Source organism: Haloferula sp., assembly GCF_049672945.1.
GTDB lineage: Bacteria > Verrucomicrobiota > Verrucomicrobiia > Verrucomicrobiales > Akkermansiaceae > Haloferula.
Genome location: NZ_JBATWY010000200.1, coordinates 1 through 16465, shown reverse-complemented (window position 1 = coordinate 16465; position 16465 = coordinate 1). Strand labels below are relative to the sequence as shown.

11 protein-coding genes and 1 pseudogene are annotated in these 16465 nt (G+C 56.1%); 5 read left to right on the top strand and 7 right to left on the bottom strand.

Features of this window, described 5'->3' with window-relative positions; translation table 11 throughout:
* Positions 1–114 precede the first annotated feature (114 nt).
* The 5 genes from WBG04_RS18250 to WBG04_RS18230 form a co-directional block, all read right to left on the bottom strand.
* Complete coding sequence (locus tag WBG04_RS18250) at positions 115–348, bottom strand: hypothetical protein (protein WP_424316147.1); 234 nt, start codon at positions 346–348, stop codon at positions 115–117.
* Between the two features lie 318 nt (positions 349–666).
* On the bottom strand, positions 667–1341 hold the full coding sequence (locus WBG04_RS18245) for a response regulator (protein WP_424316146.1): 675 nt from the start codon (positions 1339–1341) through the stop codon (positions 667–669).
* A complete protein-coding gene (locus WBG04_RS18240) occupies positions 1338–3341 on the bottom strand; it encodes a sensor histidine kinase (protein ID WP_424316145.1) in 2004 nt (667 codons plus the stop codon). Before WBG04_RS18240 ends, WBG04_RS18245 begins: the two co-directional genes overlap by 4 nt.
* An 82-nt stretch (positions 3342–3423) precedes the next feature.
* Entirely contained in the window at positions 3424–4107 is a 684-nt protein-coding gene (locus WBG04_RS18235) for a hypothetical protein (protein WP_424316144.1), read from the bottom strand.
* Between the two features lie 17 nt (positions 4108–4124).
* Complete coding sequence (locus tag WBG04_RS18230; protein WP_424316143.1) at positions 4125–7304, bottom strand: hypothetical protein; 3180 nt, start codon at positions 7302–7304, stop codon at positions 4125–4127.
* Between the two features lie 352 nt (positions 7305–7656).
* Between WBG04_RS18230 and WBG04_RS18225 the strand changes: the two genes are divergently transcribed.
* From WBG04_RS18225 to WBG04_RS18215, 3 genes are all read left to right on the top strand, one after another.
* Positions 7657–8952 carry a Gfo/Idh/MocA family oxidoreductase gene (locus tag WBG04_RS18225; RefSeq protein ID WP_424316142.1) on the top strand — a complete coding sequence of 432 codons (1296 nt, stop codon included), beginning with the start codon at positions 7657–7659 and terminating at the stop codon, positions 8950–8952.
* A gap of 46 nt (positions 8953–8998) precedes the next feature.
* Positions 8999–10624, top strand: coding sequence for a sialate O-acetylesterase (locus tag WBG04_RS18220; RefSeq protein ID WP_424316141.1), 1626 nt, complete (start codon positions 8999–9001; stop codon positions 10622–10624).
* Positions 10625–10726: 102 nt separating this feature from the next.
* Entirely contained in the window at positions 10727–12103 is a 1377-nt protein-coding gene (locus tag WBG04_RS18215) for a putative glycoside hydrolase (RefSeq protein ID WP_424316140.1), read from the top strand.
* Positions 12104–12163: 60 nt separating this feature from the next.
* Here WBG04_RS18215 and WBG04_RS18210 read toward each other — a convergent pair whose 3' ends face one another.
* Positions 12164–13258, bottom strand: a complete 1095-nt coding sequence (locus WBG04_RS18210; protein WP_424316138.1) for a DUF2961 domain-containing protein — start codon at positions 13256–13258, stop codon at positions 12164–12166.
* A 613-nt stretch (positions 13259–13871) separates the two neighbouring features.
* Between WBG04_RS18210 and WBG04_RS18205 the strand changes: the two genes are divergently transcribed.
* Positions 13872–14522, top strand: coding sequence for a PEP-CTERM sorting domain-containing protein (locus WBG04_RS18205; RefSeq protein WP_424316137.1), 651 nt, complete (start codon positions 13872–13874; stop codon positions 14520–14522).
* Between the two features lie 189 nt (positions 14523–14711).
* On the top strand, positions 14712–15722 hold the full coding sequence (locus WBG04_RS18200; protein WP_424316136.1) for a hypothetical protein: 1011 nt from the start codon (positions 14712–14714) through the stop codon (positions 15720–15722).
* Positions 15723–16064: 342 nt separating this feature from the next.
* On the opposite strand, the pseudogene WBG04_RS18195 reads toward WBG04_RS18200, so the two are convergent.
* Positions 16065–16465: pseudogene (locus WBG04_RS18195) on the bottom strand (nucleotidyltransferase); the annotation flags it as partial.

Sequence of the window (16465 nt, the reverse complement as noted above, 5' to 3'; positions counted from 1 at the left end):
ACCGCAAAACTCCAGCAGAGCTCCGTCCTCGATCTCTTCCGCAGCCTCCTGACCGGCACCGCCGCGAAAGCTCAGGACGTCCTTTTCAGCAATTCATCCTGATCAAAAAAACAGCTAAACTGTTACGATGAGAGGGAACTTCGAGATGAAGGCGATTTCCTCCGGCGAGAAGGAGTCATCCTTGCGGATGTGCATGTATAGTGGGACGCGGTCCCATGAGAACTCGGGAAACGATGCTTCCGAGATGGGTCGGTTGGTGGGCCTGGTTCCTGACTCTACGGCGGGTAGGCCGGCGGTGAAAGTGGTGAGGAAGCCAAGGATGATGGAGGCTCTGGTGACGATACGCATGTTTTGAGGTCGTTCCGGTTTCGGGCTGGCTGGGCACTATAACGCCTTGGAGTAAGAAACTGATGATCTATTTTAGGGGGTGCGGAGGCGGCGTTTGGTCTGGCGGCCGAACCTGCCGCCCCCGGCCTCCGCCAGCCTCCTGTTAGGCATTGAGAGTGGCAGCCTTCGTTGTGGTTCTCCGGTGTTCGCGCTCTACGATCGTGAGTATTGCCGGAGTCAGGAGAGCACGCAGCAGCCCTGAACTGATCATCTCGAAGAAAATTGAGGGAACCATCGATCTGCAGCCCAAAACGGTGCAGGGATTTTCGGATTGCTTCCCTAGGATAGCCCGGGACCCTGCCGGAAAACTCCGGATTGATACGCCTTGGCGACAGCCGCTGGGGCATTCTGGACATTGAGCTTCTCGTAGATGTGCTTGATGTGATAGGCCACGGTGGTCACGCCAATCTCCAAACTATGTGCTATCTCCTTCTGGACCAGACCTTCGGCAAGCAGCTGCAGGACTTCGAGTTCGCGGGCAGACAGACTCCTCACGGTTGCCCCGGGTTCATGAAGCTGCTTCATCGATTTGAGGATGTATTTGGCGACTCCCGGATCAAGTGATGCCTCACCTGCGGCCACGCTGAGGATTCCATCCTCAATCTCCCGGATCGTCGCGGACTTCAGCAAGTAGCCTGAGGCCCCGCGCGTGATGCCGTTATAAATGTCCGTCTCACGCTCGGACTGAGTTAGGATGAGGATCTCTACTTCGGGAGCAAGTTGCTTGAGCTTTGGTATCATTTCGATTCCTGAAATCCCGGGTAGGTTGAGGTCGAGCAGAATGACATCCGGCAATTTCTCCGGTGGCAGCTTCCCCAGCACTGCAAGAGCCTTCTCGGCCGTTCCAAACTGATCGCAGATGTCGATCTTCTCGTGCCTGCGGAACGAAAGATCGATCACTTCCCGGTACTTCGGGCTGTCCTCGATCAAAAAGACCTTCAAGGGGAATTTCATAGCAGACCTTGGAATTTTCTCAGCCTTAGAGACAAGACGATTCGACTCCCTCCTGTCTCCGGCTGGGCGCAGGTGACCTCGGCTCGCATCAGCTTGGCTCTGCGCTTTAGGGAGGGCGGGACTCGTCCCTCCAAACCGATCCCGTTGTCGACAACTTCGAGAAGGATCATTTTTTGAGAAGCGGACAATTTCGACCTTACCTGGGTGGCATCGGAATGCCGGATGGTGTTCATCAGGCACTCCTTGTGGAAAAGCATCAGATCGATCCGCCTTCTGGGTTTGAGCCTCGTCAGATATTGGGCCCCTTCCACACTGAAATGATAGTTGGTGTCGTCCATCAGGCGGGATGCCGCCCGCCTCATCTCGGTAATGAAGTTGGCTCCTTCGATGCCTGATTCGAGCATATTGGTGCAATGTCGGGCGGTGGCTCCGGTCTCTTCGGTCAATGAGCGGATACGCCTCGCGGTGTCGATGAGTTCTTCCCGTGAATCGACCACATTGATCGCATGATCGCCGAGGAGGCCGATGGCGTGGAGATCCGCTCCGAGCTCGTCGTGTAGATTGGCGGCGATGCGGCGACGAATCTTATCTGCCTGCTTCATTCGTCGATTCCTCTCTATCAGCATGATGAAGCCGATCGAAGTTGCAAAAATCGCAGCGATCCAAGTCATGAGCGACAACCTGGATTTCTGGCGATCATAGCGATTTCCCAACTCGGCGACGATCAAAGGGAGCTCCGTTTCGAGTTTGTGGCGGTAGGCGAGGTTCTCAAGCCAGTCACGCAAGGGCGGGATTTCCCCGTAGAGGTTCATTCCATCCGTCAGTGCGGTGATCAGGCGTCCGGGAGAATTGGGACTGTGGTTTGCCGTAGCGGTTTTTCCGAGGGCCACGTTCGTTCCCTTTGAATAGAGCGCGATCTCCGCAAAGCCCAATCGTTCGTTTTCCAGTTGGCCGACCGACGTATCGATCTCATTATCGCCTTCGAATTTCACGTAGCGAACGGAGACTTCATTGAAGCGGCTCATGATGACTGGACCGTATTCAGTCCGGCTTTCGGGAAAGAGCTCATATAGCAGGACTGAGTCCGCGAAGTCCTCGCTTTTCGATCCGGTGACCCGAAGGTGCTGGGGAATTCCGAAAGTGCCGGTGTAGGCCTGCGGCACGGTGTCTCCCTGCTCGACGGTATGGAGGTGCAACTCGGAGAGCGGGTAGTCCTGTTCAAGATCCAGCATGATTTTCGGCCGGTCGACGATGGAGCTAATGTATGCGACGCTTTGACCGCCTTTTGCGGAGTTGACGAGATAAGGCATGTAGCCATCGACGAGGTGATCCTCGTGCCATGCGAAGGGCACGATGTTCTGACTTGATGTAGCGGACACCCGTTGATGAAGCGCGACATTGATCGGTCCGCTGAATAGCAGGATTTCCGACATCTGCAGTGCGGCCCGGTTGTCGATTGCCCGCCGGGAGAGGCGCTGAGTTTCGATTCGCACCCAGGATGCCATGAGTGAATTCACCGGAACAATGACCGGTGCCACCCTAGGCAAGAGCTCGTCATCCTCGGTGAATGAAGCGACGATCTGACCCTCGGGATCATCATCCGTTCCGGCCCGAATCCGGAATCGCGAGGGAAATCCATCCGCCTGGAACCCATCGGTCATGCTCCGCCAGATGGTGGAAACGAGAACGATTTGATCGATCACCGATGGTTGATCGAGGTGGATCTCGACCCACAACTCCTGGTCTTCAGAGCTGAACCCGTTCGAACGGTAGCCGATAGAACCACTGCCGCTGCGCATGCTGCTTCTGGGCAGGTCATCCAGCTTGGCCTCGACATATTTCTTCCGCGCTTCCAGTTCTGAGAGCGACGCTTCCTGGAACCGGTTGACGAGGCTTTTTGCCCCGAGTTCGTCTGCGCTTGCCCGTATCGTCACCAGGTAGCTGATGCCAATGGTCAAAAGAGTGGTGATTGCCGGTAGGGATCTTTCGGTATTCGCCATATTGTTGAAGGTAGAGCCGGGCTGAGCGCTCCTAAGAAACTGAACATTATGTTTCTTGAGAAGTCCTTTCCTCCGATTTCCACTATAGGTCATGGATGGTGAACGAACGGTAGCTGACGCTTCCGGTGGCGGCGGTATGGAAATACACCAGTTGCCGCAAGTCTCCGTAATGTCTCCAAGTTTGCCGGATCAGGGGGTTGGCCGCGCTTCTGATCCCGTCTCCGTTGGCAGAGTCGAGCCTTACCGGGTAGCTGCTCTTGCCATTGGACGCGTCCTTCTCGATGACTCTCGATTTGGGCTTCAGCTTCAGCGTTCTGTTTCCGAAGGTTCCCACAATGTGCCTATCAGTGAAGTTGATGAACAGGGTCTCGCCGACATTCCACTCCGAGGGGTTGGCGTTGATTGCATGGAATCTGGCCGGGAAGACTTTGTTCGCGGGATCCGGAACGGCCAGCAGAATGACTTTCTTCCAGCTTTCAGGAATTCTAACAGATGGAGCGCCCTCCGGTATCCCGGCTTCCCTGGGAAGTGCGGCTGCAAGGAACCGAAGCTCCAGGTTTCCCGATGGCATACTGAAGGATTCCGAGAAGTTGTGCCTTGCCAATTCGATCTCGAGAGTAGCTCCGTCGGGTAGGTGAGCCACCGTCTTGGCGGGGCTTTTCGGCGCTGCCTCGATAAAGACAATCTGGGCCGTGCGATCGGCTGATGCCTGACGCAGCGGTATAAGGGTGCAAAGTGCCGTGGCGATGATGATGAAGGTTCTCAAAATTCAGGAATCCGGATTTAGACTTCCTCTGCGGAGAGCCAGCGGAAGAAGATGACGTCGAGCTTTCGTCCGAAGGTCTTGTTTGCCGGGCAGAGATCGACCGAGCCGGTCGCTGGGTCAGTCGAGTCGACATATGCAGACTTTCGTTGGACTATCGCTTCGCACCATGTCTGGGCCTTGATATCGCCAGTGCCCGGTTCAACCGAGCTTCCGTATGCACGGATGATGAAGGTGTCATCCCGTGCGGAAAGGATCGGTGCAATCGGTCTGAGGATATCCGCCTGCCTTCCCCAGCCAGGCGTGCCGTAGACGGCAGAGCCTTCGGCGGCCTCAGGATAGGCATGAATTTCGTTTCTATCACTGAACTGCGAGGCTTGTTGCGGGAAGGATTTCTGAATGGCGGAGTAGGGATTCCTTTCCGTAGAAGCTGACTTTGACAGTTCCACGAGTGCGGATTCGACGGCACCTGCGAGTGCCAGATCATCATCGGTGCCAAGTTGGCGGTTAATGAATTCCGACAGGGAAAGAAAGGGCCCGCGCTTCTTGATCTGCTCGACGATTTCCTCCGCGAGCGCATCAATCTGCGTGTCCGTCATGTCGAAAGGCTCGACCAGCAGCGAGTTGTCCGGTGGCGTGGCATCGCCGCTGGAAACCACCGACGTCCGGCTGAAAGGATTGTTGTTTGTCGAATCGAGTTCGGCTTCCCAGGAACCCGCCTGCGACGGATTGATCTTGATTGTCGGCACCCGGGAGTTCTTCTGATTCTTCAGCAGTGCGGACCATGCGTTCTTTGACGTCGAGTTGATGTTGAACATGCCTTCGACTTCCAGTCCGGCGGCCACCTTCCGCCATGCATCCTCATCGTCGAGCATCTCGTCTGCGGTATCCTCGGCTGCGGAATCGTTGAGAATGATGGCCGGGCGGTAGTTGGAGTTTCGCAGCGGGGATTCGCCGGTGAGATGGCCGGCGAGCACTTCCCTCAGGTCGGCTCCGTTGCCGTCGGGTGTGATCGAGGAAATGAACCAGTCGTCGAAAAACAGATGATTGCTCGCGTAGCTATGGTCGTAGGCGGTGAGCCCCGGACGCTTCATGACCTCGGGTCGCATTTTTGGTGTCGCATTGCTGTTGCCCAAAGGGTGAGCTACGCGTGGTGGAAGCGGATTGTTGAATCCGATATCAAAATGCTGAAGTTCGCAGAGCGAAAGCAGCGGCTGGGTTGGCAGCTCGGTGATCGCCCAGCGGGGAATTCCGAACTGCGCGGTGTGCGAGGTCCCGACGTAGCCGCTGTGATCGTTACCAAAACTCAGGTCGTCGTCGGAACTCGGTATCTCCGGCGCGTTGAAGCTCGTGGTTCCATAAACACGAAGATCATAGGAGCTGTCCTCAAGGGAATCATCTCCATTCGCCCTGCCGTAGGAAAGGATCGGCTTGGTGTTGATGTAGCCTTTCGTCCTGATGTTCGCGGCGAGCAGGTCTCGTAGACCGAAAACAATGGTTGCGAAGGGGAACTCGTTGCCTTCGCCCGCGACCTGCTTCAGAGCCTTGCGGTTGTTCAGGGTGGGAATCGGGATTTTTTCGGAAAAGGTCGCCGACGGCATTGAGAACTCCTGCCTCTTCAGGTTCGAGGAACCTTCGGTGAAGGTGGTGTCGATATGAAACTCGAACCTGTCGCCGGGCGCGGAATTGCGGATACTGGCTGACATTACCTCGTCTTGACCTTTTCTCGCAGGATATCCGTCCCATGCGCGGTAGCTACCTCCGTCGGGCTGGTATCCGGGCCGTACGCGGATGACTTGCTGGGTTGCTGTAATCCTGGAATAGGATCCGGAGTTGCTGTAGATTCTGGACTCTCCGGGTTTCCAGAGGGTATCACTGCTTTCGTCGAACTCCACGATAACCCTGGTGTTGGGCTGGTCACCGTTGAACATTTTCTGCAACGAAATGGAGCGGGTTTCACCTCCAACGCTGATGTCGAAGTGGAAACGTGGGTATGACTCCTCCCGCCTTCCTTGGTAGTAGGGCCCAGTTCCCCGGGACTGGATGGCGACGTTGTAGGGGTTCCAGAAGGTCATGACATTCTTGTTGATCAAGCGCGGGTTGAAGAAGTTTCCCTGCGGAACCGACCAGTAGGAGAATATCCAGTGCTTACGCGCGAGTACGGGGCTGATCATGATCTCGTCGGCGAGATCATCGCTGTTGTCCGGAGTGGTTGGATCGAAGGCCTCAAGGTAAGGCTCTCCGTTCGGAGTCCGCCGGACTTTTTTGTAAAGGGTCATGAAGTCGACCAAGGCGTTCCAGCTCATCGAATCCTCCGTGCCCGTCGCCCATGGGTAGATCGCTCCGTTCTTCCCTCCACCGTCTCTGATTCTGAGTGATGCCTCGTGTTCCTCCCCGGGTTTCCTGGAGAACACCGCCAGTCCGCTTCTTGGCAGCTTGTCCGAAGACGGGTGGGCAAGCTCCGAGAACAGGGACAGGTCCCGCCGCCAGCCGCCGTTGGCCGAGTTTGTCAGGAGCCCCCGTGAGCAGTTCGTCATATCATGGAAGTACTCGGTCGTAACGGTTCTGCCAGAACCGTGTGCCAGGGAGTTGGACATCAGATCGAGGCTCTTGTAGGAAGCCGCCAATGCCAGTTCTTCAGGCTCGCCGAATCCGAAGTCGCTCGCCTCGGCACGCCCGTGGGAGGCCAGTCGACGGCTCCAGCTCCGGGAGTCTAATGGTTCGGCTTCAGGTGGGGTGACGAGGGCCTTGGAATTCTGGCCCTGGATCCACCACGCGATTCTTCCTCCATCTTCGACTGCAGTCGCTCTCAGGTGAACCTCCTTCTCGCTTCCCGGTTTCAGGCTGCCCGTTGAGAGAAGGGGGGTGGTTCCAGCTCCTGCTTTCAGCTCAGGTGGGGAGGCGGCATCATTTCCACGCTCTGGACCAGAAACGAGCCAAGTGATGAAGTGCCCGTTCGAGCCGGAGTCGGCGGGTTGGGAACGAGTGAGCTTTGAGGCATAGTCGGGACTCGTTGGCAGGCCGCTTTCAGGATCATGATCCTGACCTTCCCAGGACCGCCATGCGCCCGTAAGCTGGGAGGGGCCATTGACCCCGGCGACCGCTTCGGCAGAGGCTGTGATCCGGGTGTCAGCTCCTGCGGCCTTTTGAAGCTCGCCGATCGCTAACAGCAAGGCCAATCGAGCATTCGAACGCGCCACCGAGCGATGCTTGTTTTGCGAACTCGAGCGGAGCGAGATTTGGCTGAGGGACAGCAATCCCAGACAGAGCAGGACAAGAAGGAGTGAGAGGGACAGGACGATGATCAGGGCGAATCCGTTTGGACGTCCGTGTATTGCGTGGTAATGTCGAGCTGGTGTTTTTAGAATCGTTTCCAAGGTTATCCTAGGACAGGTAGGTAGCCGGAGATTCGGACACAAGTCGTGGAGCAGTCTATTTTAGGGGGTGCCTCCTCAACATCGCGAAACCCGTGCGTCATCCTAAGAGGATTACAGCCGCCCTATGAAAACAGGGTAGCTCGAATGCGGATTCCTCGCTTAGTATCGTCAGGCCATGGAGCCACCACCAAGAATCAAGCGCCGCCACTTTCTCAAAACGTCGATCGCCGTAGCCGGGGCGGCGATGGCGGGACCCCAGATCGTCCGGGCGGAAACATTGGGTAATGCCAACAAGGCGGGAGCCGCTTCCCGGATCGGAATAGGATTCATCGGGATGGGTCTGATCTCCGACGGTCACCTCAAGACCTTTGCCGGGATGAAGGACGTGCAGCCAATCGCGGTGTGTGACCTCAGAAAGCAGCAGGTCGACAAGGCGGTGGACATCCTCAAGAGCAGGGGGCACCAGGGCATCCTCGCCACATCACGTTTCGAGGAGGTTCTCGCGAATCCCGACATTGATGCAGTGTGCGTGACGACTCCTGATCATTGGCATGCGGCGATCGCGATCGCCGCGATGAAGGCGGGCAAGGATGTCTATGTGGAGAAGCCGATGACTCTCACGATTGAAGAGGGGAAGCTCATGGTGGAGGCTGAAAGGAAGTATGGAAGAATCGTGCAGGTAGGATCCCAGCAGCGCTCGACCGTGCACTTCCGGATCGCAGCCAATCTGATCCGCAATGGCCTGATCGGTGAGGTGAAGGAGGTCTACTGCAGGCTTGGGGAATTCCCTAAGCCGCCTGAAAAGGAGGAGTTTGCTGCGGTGCCGGATGGATTCAACTATGATCGCTGGCTGGGGCCTACCCCGTTCTACGAATATTCGGAGAACCGAGTGAAAAGCAGTTATGGGGGCGGGTGGCGCTGCTACTGGGACTATGGTAGCCGAAAGTTTGGCGACTGGGGCGCGCACCATTTCGACATCGTCCAATGGGCGCTGGGTCGTGACGATACCGGGCCGGTCGAGTTCGTTCCCAAGGGCTTCCGGGGAGCGGAATATCACCACTACCGTTATGCCGATGGAATTACCGTCTGGCGCGACCGGAAGCCCGACCACGGCCACATGATACGTTTCATCGGCACCGAGGGTGAGGTGCATGTCAGCCGTGGCCAGATCGCCACCATGCCGAAGGAACTGGTGCGTCATCGCTTCACCGATCGTGACACTCAGGTCATGGAGTCAAAGGATCACCGAAAGAACTTTATCGATTCGATCAAGTCACGTGAGCCGACGATCTGTCCGGCCACGGTCGGCCGCCGTTCGGCGACGATCTGCCAGCTCGCCGCGATTGCGGAACGTCTTGGCCAAGAGCTTCGATGGGACCCCGCGGCTGAAACCGTCGTTGGCAATCCCGGCGCAGCAGCCATGGAAAGCCGCCCTCGTCGAAGCGGTTACGAACTGCCGTCTATCGGGTGAATCAGCAAATCGCACGCCCATTCTCTTCCCTCCCCAACTGAGATTCATGACGTTACTTTCAAGACTACTCGCCATCGGCATGACCGGCATGAGCATTCCGTCAGCCCATGCGGATCTCGGAATGCCCGCCGTCTTTTCCGACGGAGCCGTGCTCCAAGGTGGCGAGGGAATTCCGGTTTGGGGCTGGGGGGAACCGGCGATGAAGGTATCGGTCACTTTCTCCGGCCAATCCAAGTCCACCTTGATCGATTCGGAAGGACGATGGACCGTGGTTCTCGATCCGGTCGCGGCCTCCTACGACGAGAAGACGATGATCGTGAAGGCCGGAAGCGAATCACGGGAAATTCGGAGGGTTCTCGTTGGCGAAGTGTGGCTGTGCATGGGCCAGTCGAACATGGAGAGCACGCTGTCATCGATGGCGCGTCGCACCAAAGACCCCGGTTACGAAGCCGTGACCGCATTCAACGCCAGGGAGATCCGAAATGCCGACGATCCCTACCTTCGCCACCTTCTGGTCGAAAAGCGTGCTGTCTTCGCTTCCGGAGAACGTGACTTCAACGGGAGTTGGCAGTCCGCCACAACTGACAAGGTGGGCGATTTCTCGGCGACGGCTTACTACTTCGCCAAGGAACTCCGTGAGAAGCTCGACCGCCCCGTGGGAGTCATTAACGTCTCTTGGGGGGCGCAGCGCATCGACCCCTTCATTCCGCCCTCCGCGTGGTTGGCAAACGAAAGCTATCGCGCAGGCTACGAGCAAACCATGCCTGACATGAAAGCGAGGATCGCCGCTTACGACCCGGCGGCAGAGGAGAAGAAGTACCAGGAAGCGATGGTCGGGTGGGAGGCCGCTGGTGGGCGTGGACGCCCGCCACGCAAGCCGGATGTTCCCACGGCCGACTCACCCAGCAGGCCCGGCACCATCTTCAACGGCATGATCCATCCGCTCGTACCCTATGCCATTAGTGGGGTGATCTGGTATCAGGGCGAATCGCACAACCAGAACCACGCCCACCAATATGGCGCGATGCTTGAGATGCTCGTTTCCGGCATTCGGAAGGAATGGGGACTCGCGGCCCTTCCTTTCTACTTCTGCCAACTTGCCAACCACTGGACTTCAAAAGAGGAACCGATCAACGAAAAGAACAACTGGCTCACCATCAGCAACCAGATCCGCCTCGCCTCCACAAGTATCCCGAATACCGGCATGGCTGTGCTCAATGACGTCGGCCAGGAAAAGGACATTCATCCGAGGAACAAGTACGACGTCGGCCTGCGCCTTTCGAAGTGGGCTCTTCACAAGACCTACGGTCTAACAGACATCGTTCCGGCCGGACCGCTCTATCATTCCCATGAGAAGAAGGGGAGCGTCATGGTGGTGACCTTCGATCACAGTGGAAGCGGCCTTGTGATTGCCGAAAAGTCGCTCACCAAACCCGCGAAAGTCATCGACGCCCCGTTGGAGGGATTTGAAATCTGTGACGAAGATAGCGGTTGGAGATGGGCGGACGCTAGGATCATCGGTCCCGATAAGGTCGAGATCTCCCACCCCGGTGTGAAATCCCCCACAGGTGTCCGCTTTGCTTGGCAACCGAATCCGACCAAGGCGAATCTCTACAACAAGGAAGGCCTGCCTGCCGGACTGTTCTCCACTTTGCCTCCGATTCACAAGTAGGCACTCGGGAATCCCATTTTCATGCGAAGAAGAACCAGTAGCAGGAGACGACTCGGGCTTAGAACCGTGATGGCCCCAGCGTTGCTGTGTTTGGCTAACTTCTTGCACGGTGCGCCCATCGTACCAGCCGATTGGAGCAAGGTGCGCCTCTACGGCCATGCCTACAACATCGGCTCGGGAATCGGGTCCGGCTGGAACAACAGCCAGCTCGATATCATCGAGCAGAACTTTCACCTGTTCACGACAGAGAAGCGGCATGCCCGAGACTACTGGGGCACTTCCTTGTGTACGGAACAGGCCTCAAGGGTTTCCTCAAAGGTTTACCATGACCGGAATAGCGACATCGAGGTGCTCTTCTATTGGAACAGTGCGCTTCCTTATGAAGACGTTTTTGAATCCTCCGCAGCCGCGTTGAATGCCGGAGAGGATTTTGTTGAACCCCATGGAAGATCATGGCCGGGGACTCTCCAATGGAAGTGGAGCAACCCGGAGTTCACCGATTGGTGGGTGGGTGTTGCCAACGGCATGGTCGATGCAGCGCCTGAGATTGCCCAGATTTCCGGAGTCTTCGTCGATGCGGTCGTCAAAACCGACGTCGCCGGATACGGTGCTCAAGTCAAGGCCGCCATGGATGCCCTGAATGGAATCGTGATCTTCAACGGATTCCGCGTTCTTGATACGACGATTCAGGCTGGGCCGGAATATCTGGATCATGCTGATGGCGTCTATGTCGAAGCCTTCCTCAGTTTTCCCTGCGATACCACGGCGGAGAGAAAACTGCTCATCGACACCTTGCTCGATGTCGCCACGGACAAATATATCATCTGTCGGGGTGGCGAGGATTTTGAAGATGCGCTCGCAGCGTATCTCATCGTCGCGAATGACTACACCTTCTTCCGTTGGGACAGCTCCGGGTATGATCATCGAATGATCGATGACATTCCGAATCATCCGGAATATGGCTACGCACTTGGAGAGCCCCTATCCGATGCCGTGGAATACGCCGACCGATACGAGAGAGTGTTCGAAAATTGCACGGCGGTCTGGTATCCGGGAAACCCCGCAGCCAGTTCCATCACCTGGGGGCAGGACAATTCAGCAGGCCAGAGTTTTTCGGAGTTCATGGCAGGCTATCCCTCGCTCACTGGCAAGGACGCCCAGCCACAGGCCGACCCGGAAGGTGATGGGCTTGCCAATATCGTCGAGCAGTGGCTGGCGCTTGATCCGACCATCTCTGATGCCGGCTCCGACCACCTCCCGAGGCTGCACCTTGGCGCCAGCCCCGTGCTTACCTATACCTACGACAGCCGTGTGATCGGCAGCATCCTGCAGCTCTGGACGGGTGACAACCTTGGCCGCTGGGATCCTGTCACGCTGCAGCCGGAGTGGATCACGCCCGATGGCGAGCTACGTGATGTGGCGATTCCGGTAGACCCGACGGAAGCCAGGCGATTTTGGCGTTTCGGAGTGGAGCGGTAGTGAGGGCGATCCTGTTGGAGGGGAACGGTGGATGTGATGGGTTTCGAGGGTTCAGAAGGTCTAAAAACCCAAGGTTCGAATGGTAGTGTCCTGAATGGCAGGCAGATTATTCTCCGGTTTATTGAGGTAAAAATAGGCCGTCGTGCTCCAGTCCGAGGAGCGTTCCTTGATCTTCTTGGAAAGATGAGGGCCTATCTGCATTGATATTTTTTTGTGAAACCATAGCGGGTCAATGATGTAATATCGGTAACAAACCACAGACAATCGATTCTGGTCATCAACACTAACGTAGGAACGCCCCGTGTAGGGAAACGAATAAGATCCAGGTGTTGCCTCACTTGACCACCAACCCGACCCGAGATAGTCATCCAGGGTGCCAACTTCAATACTCGAACCATCAGGCTTTGTGCTGTTCTTTTTGTCGTCAAAATCAATCTTCACTGGCCGGACATACCACGGCCATCGTTTTTGAACATCATCCTGAATGATGCCCCATGTTGTCCCGAGATAGCGCCCCTGACCCTGGACTTCAGGTAAAACCGTAAATTGATCCCTAAAGCCAACCCCTGTCTGCCGGCTCCAGTAGGCGTGCAGGTAAAGGGCGTCGTCGGAGAGCTTCTTGTAATTCACATTAACCTGATAGTAAAAGATGCAACGGATATCGGAGTCGTTGACGAGTTCGATGCGAGCCGACGAACGAAAGGGCATCGGGATGAGTGAGTTAAAAAGGCCCCAGCCGTTGGAAGAATTGAACAGCGCATTGTCAGTCCCCTGAACCTGAAGGGGTTGCCCGAAGAAGTCCGCCAAGGGTACTGAGACGGCAGGCTTTTCGGCATCATCCCAGTACATGTTGATCACGATCGCGCGCCCCAGATAATTGTACTTCTCGCGAACCTTCACGTCAAAGGTGCACCAGAGACTGGATATCACGCCCTCACCGCTCAGATCGGCCAAGTCTACTTTGCCGTTGGCCGGAATCGTCGTTCGAGTCCAGATAACCTCCGATTCAGCTTCTTTCTGCATCTCATATAAAGGCTGCTCCGCTGCCATCAGAGCCGGCGCCGCACATGAGCCAGCGCCTAGCATAAGAAGACGAGTAAGAAAGAGTGCTCTCCAGAATCCGTCCATCCGTCTTGTTTTAATTTTTGTTCTCATGAACTAAAGTTCTCCTGCTACATCTATTCCGATCTCAATCATAAAAATCCTCCAGCCGAATTCTATCAGTGCTGGGTCCATTTCGTAGCCGTGCGACCGAGTCATCCTACGTCCTTAAAACCGGAGGTGGCGTTCCGCTGATCTTCTCAATTTCGATGGAAGTGTCAACGGTAGGACTTTGCGCCTTTGGGCGGGAGATCATCGTAATATTTGGGGACCGGCTGCCTTGAGGGCCGAGTGGGTCATGCCCGATAGAGAGTTGTTTGATGCGGGCATGCCCTTAGACCCACGGGATGTTAAACGGTTTTGGCATATGGGAGCGGAGCAGGAGTAAGGTTGAACTGAATTCAGAACTTTCGGTGGGATTCAACATTGGCGCTGGATCGCCATGAGGCTGCTGAGCTTTTCTAATCCTTTGGGTCCGTGCGGTGTCGATGAGCAGGTTCGGGTAGGCTTGGGCTGCTGTTCAAGCTGGAGAATCTTGCGGGCGAGCTCCCAAGCCGCGGTAAATTCTCCTGCATGTCGAAGGCAGTGCCGGTTTTACCCTCTAAAGACGGGGTAGACAGGTGGGGGGATTTAGTGGGATCATGGAGATGGAACAAAAATCCAACCCATGAAAAAAGTCTTACTCTCACTTAGCGCAACTTTCATCGCCACTTCGGCTCATGCCGTCACCTTGGCATATTATGATTTCTCGACTGCCGCCGTCACCACTGTTCTCAGTGGCAGCAGCTCCAGCGATCTGAACTTCGGCAGCCAGTGGTCTCTCGGGACTGGTAATGGAGTCTCCGACACCACCTTGATTGGCACGAATGGAAACGTCGCTCAGGCAGTTTTCTTCAATTTCACCGTGGGAGGTTTGGGTGCGGGTGAGACGATCACGATTGATAGATTTGCCATCGATTTCACGGGGCAGTATTACAACACAGGAAGTCGTTACAGTTTGACTCATGCAGTGGGTGGCAATGCTGCTCGGGTGGATGAGTTTCCCTTCACCTCGAACCAGACTTTTGACAAGGTTCCGGGGGGCGGATCGATCGCGGCGGGTGATGTTGATCCAGACGCCATCACCGGATTGGTCAATGGGGATGTCATCCAAATTCGATTCGGACTCCGTGATACAGTTACTCCGGATCCGGTCGAACCTTATTCTGTCGATAACTTCATTCTGGAAGGCACCATTGTGCCGATTCCAGAGCCTACCACTTCCACAATGCTCCTCGGAGGCATTGGTTTCCTGTTTTCACGCCGCCGGAGAAGCTGATTTCCTCAGATCTCCAAGTGGGACGCTGTTCCCGAGTAAGATCAATTGCCGACCCGTTCGTCGGAGCGGGTAGAGTTTTTATATCCTACCAATCCGATGGCCTTTACCCTGTCATTATGGGGTGGTGGCATTCTTGCATTGTCGCACTTTGTTGCGAAAATTTATTCGATTCGAACCCCAAATCCATCCATGACATTCAAATCAATTCAGAATCTTGCCGCGCTCATCAGCCTGAGCGGGCTGCTCGCCGTATCCACCCCTATCACTTCTGCCGAAACGATCGGGTCCGATGACTTCGATACCAGCGTTGAAGGGACTGACTATGTCTCCCGTACCATCACCAACGGGGTCAACAATGCCGCCAACACGTTCGCGGTCGTCAACCGCGAGAATCTGGTGTTTCCAGGTATGATCGACACCTCCGTGAGCGCGGGTGGTGTTGTTGCCTTGAACGAGGCGGATGATCTCGGCTTTCTCTCCGAAGCCAAGAGCGACAGTTTCTTCGGGATGTATCGAAATGGTGCGAACGGGGTTTTGACCTACGTTTTCGACATCACGGGCTTTAATAATTTGCAGTTGTCTCTCGACTGGGTCATGTCGGGTGGCGTTACCACCAATCGGCTTGCGAGTGTTTCCTACACGATTGACGATGGATCGCCAGCCACGATCTTTCAGGCAGGTCTGGCGAATTTAGACAATTTCTTCGAGCCGTTTGATCGAGGCGGGGATTCGGTTCGCCGTTCCGCTTCGTGGGGCACGACCGTCAATGGCCTACCTGCGGGAAATCTCACGGATGAGTTTCAGACCTTCGTCCCTAGTATTTCCGGGACAGGAAGCACCCTTACCATCACCATCGTCCTCGAGTCGACGGTGGGAGGGACTTTCGGAGGCTACGGGATTGACAACCTCGTGCTGAGCGGAGATCGCATCACGGGTCCTCCGGGAGATGGCGGGCTCCAACTGATAATCTCACGATCAGGTGGTGGCCTAGACTTCTCATGGGGGAGTGCGGAAGGGATGGGCTACGACCTGCTCAGCAGTCCGGATCTCTCCACATCTCCAGAGACTTGGGAGGTCTATGATGACGGGGTGACGGTATATGGGAATATCCCGGCCTCAGGCACCGGGACGAATACGCTTGTTGGTGTACTGGGGCTGGATCCGGTCCGCTTCTTCGCCCTCCGCGAGAAACCGCTCTGAGGTCGATGTTCCTCCGCTTCTGCCGACTTCACCTATCCAGTTCCTATGGCGGTGGCAATCCTGCTCGTGATTTTCCGAGGGTCGAACACCAATGTCGGCACGACTCAGATGCAGGAGGGACTCTACTTGTAAACGGCGACAGCAGCTCGGCCAGCGGCGTGACAGCTGTCGATGGGTGATAAGGGAATCGAAAAGCTTGTAGCATCGCACCGGTTAGCTCACTCAGTGTAATTTCTCCATGCCACGTGTTGGCGTTCATTGATCAATGCCGCAAGGACCGGACGGAACGCTTGTGAGAGATGCGTGGGAGATTTGACATCCTCAGCGAAAGTCGAGGCTGGGTTATCCCGCGGGTGTAAACTGTCTCCTGATTTCCAGCAGGATCTCGGTAGCTCGTTCACGGCTTGGGCTGTCTGGCAGAGATGAGAGGTCAAAGGCGGCTTCCATCGCGGCGTGTTTTTCTTCGGCGATTTCAAGGAGTTCGTCGTAGCTGTAGGCGCCGCTTTTGACTTCCTTCAGCCAGTCGCTGTTAGGTCGGGGAAGGATGATGCTTCCTGTGTTGGCGATCTCGATGGCTTGGTCGAGCAGACGCAGGGTGTGCATCAGGTTCTTCGAATCGTAGCCGCGGTTGTGGGCGGTGTTGGTTTCGAAGCGCTCTTCGTTTCTTAACTCGACCCACTGCCAGTATTCGCGGTGGGCTTTGCAGTGGGCCTTGAAGGCGTCGAGATTACAGGTCAGCCAGG

Coding starts and splice junctions, on each gene's coding strand:
- WBG04_RS18250 (WP_424316147.1), bottom strand. CDS start 348: ATGCGTATCGTCACCAGAGCCTCCATCATCCTTGGCTTCCTCACCACT.
- WBG04_RS18245 (WP_424316146.1), bottom strand. CDS start 1,341: ATGAAATTCCCCTTGAAGGTCTTTTTGATCGAGGACAGCCCGAAGTAC.
- WBG04_RS18240 (WP_424316145.1), bottom strand. CDS start 3,341: ATGGCGAATACCGAAAGATCCCTACCGGCAATCACCACTCTTTTGACC.
- WBG04_RS18225 (WP_424316142.1), top strand. CDS start 7,657: ATGGAGCCACCACCAAGAATCAAGCGCCGCCACTTTCTCAAAACGTCG.
- WBG04_RS18220 (WP_424316141.1), top strand. CDS start 8,999: ATGACGTTACTTTCAAGACTACTCGCCATCGGCATGACCGGCATGAGC.
- WBG04_RS18210 (WP_424316138.1), bottom strand. CDS start 13,258: ATGAGAACAAAAATTAAAACAAGACGGATGGACGGATTCTGGAGAGCA.
- WBG04_RS18205 (WP_424316137.1), top strand. CDS start 13,872: ATGAAAAAAGTCTTACTCTCACTTAGCGCAACTTTCATCGCCACTTCG.
- WBG04_RS18200 (WP_424316136.1), top strand. CDS start 14,712: ATGACATTCAAATCAATTCAGAATCTTGCCGCGCTCATCAGCCTGAGC.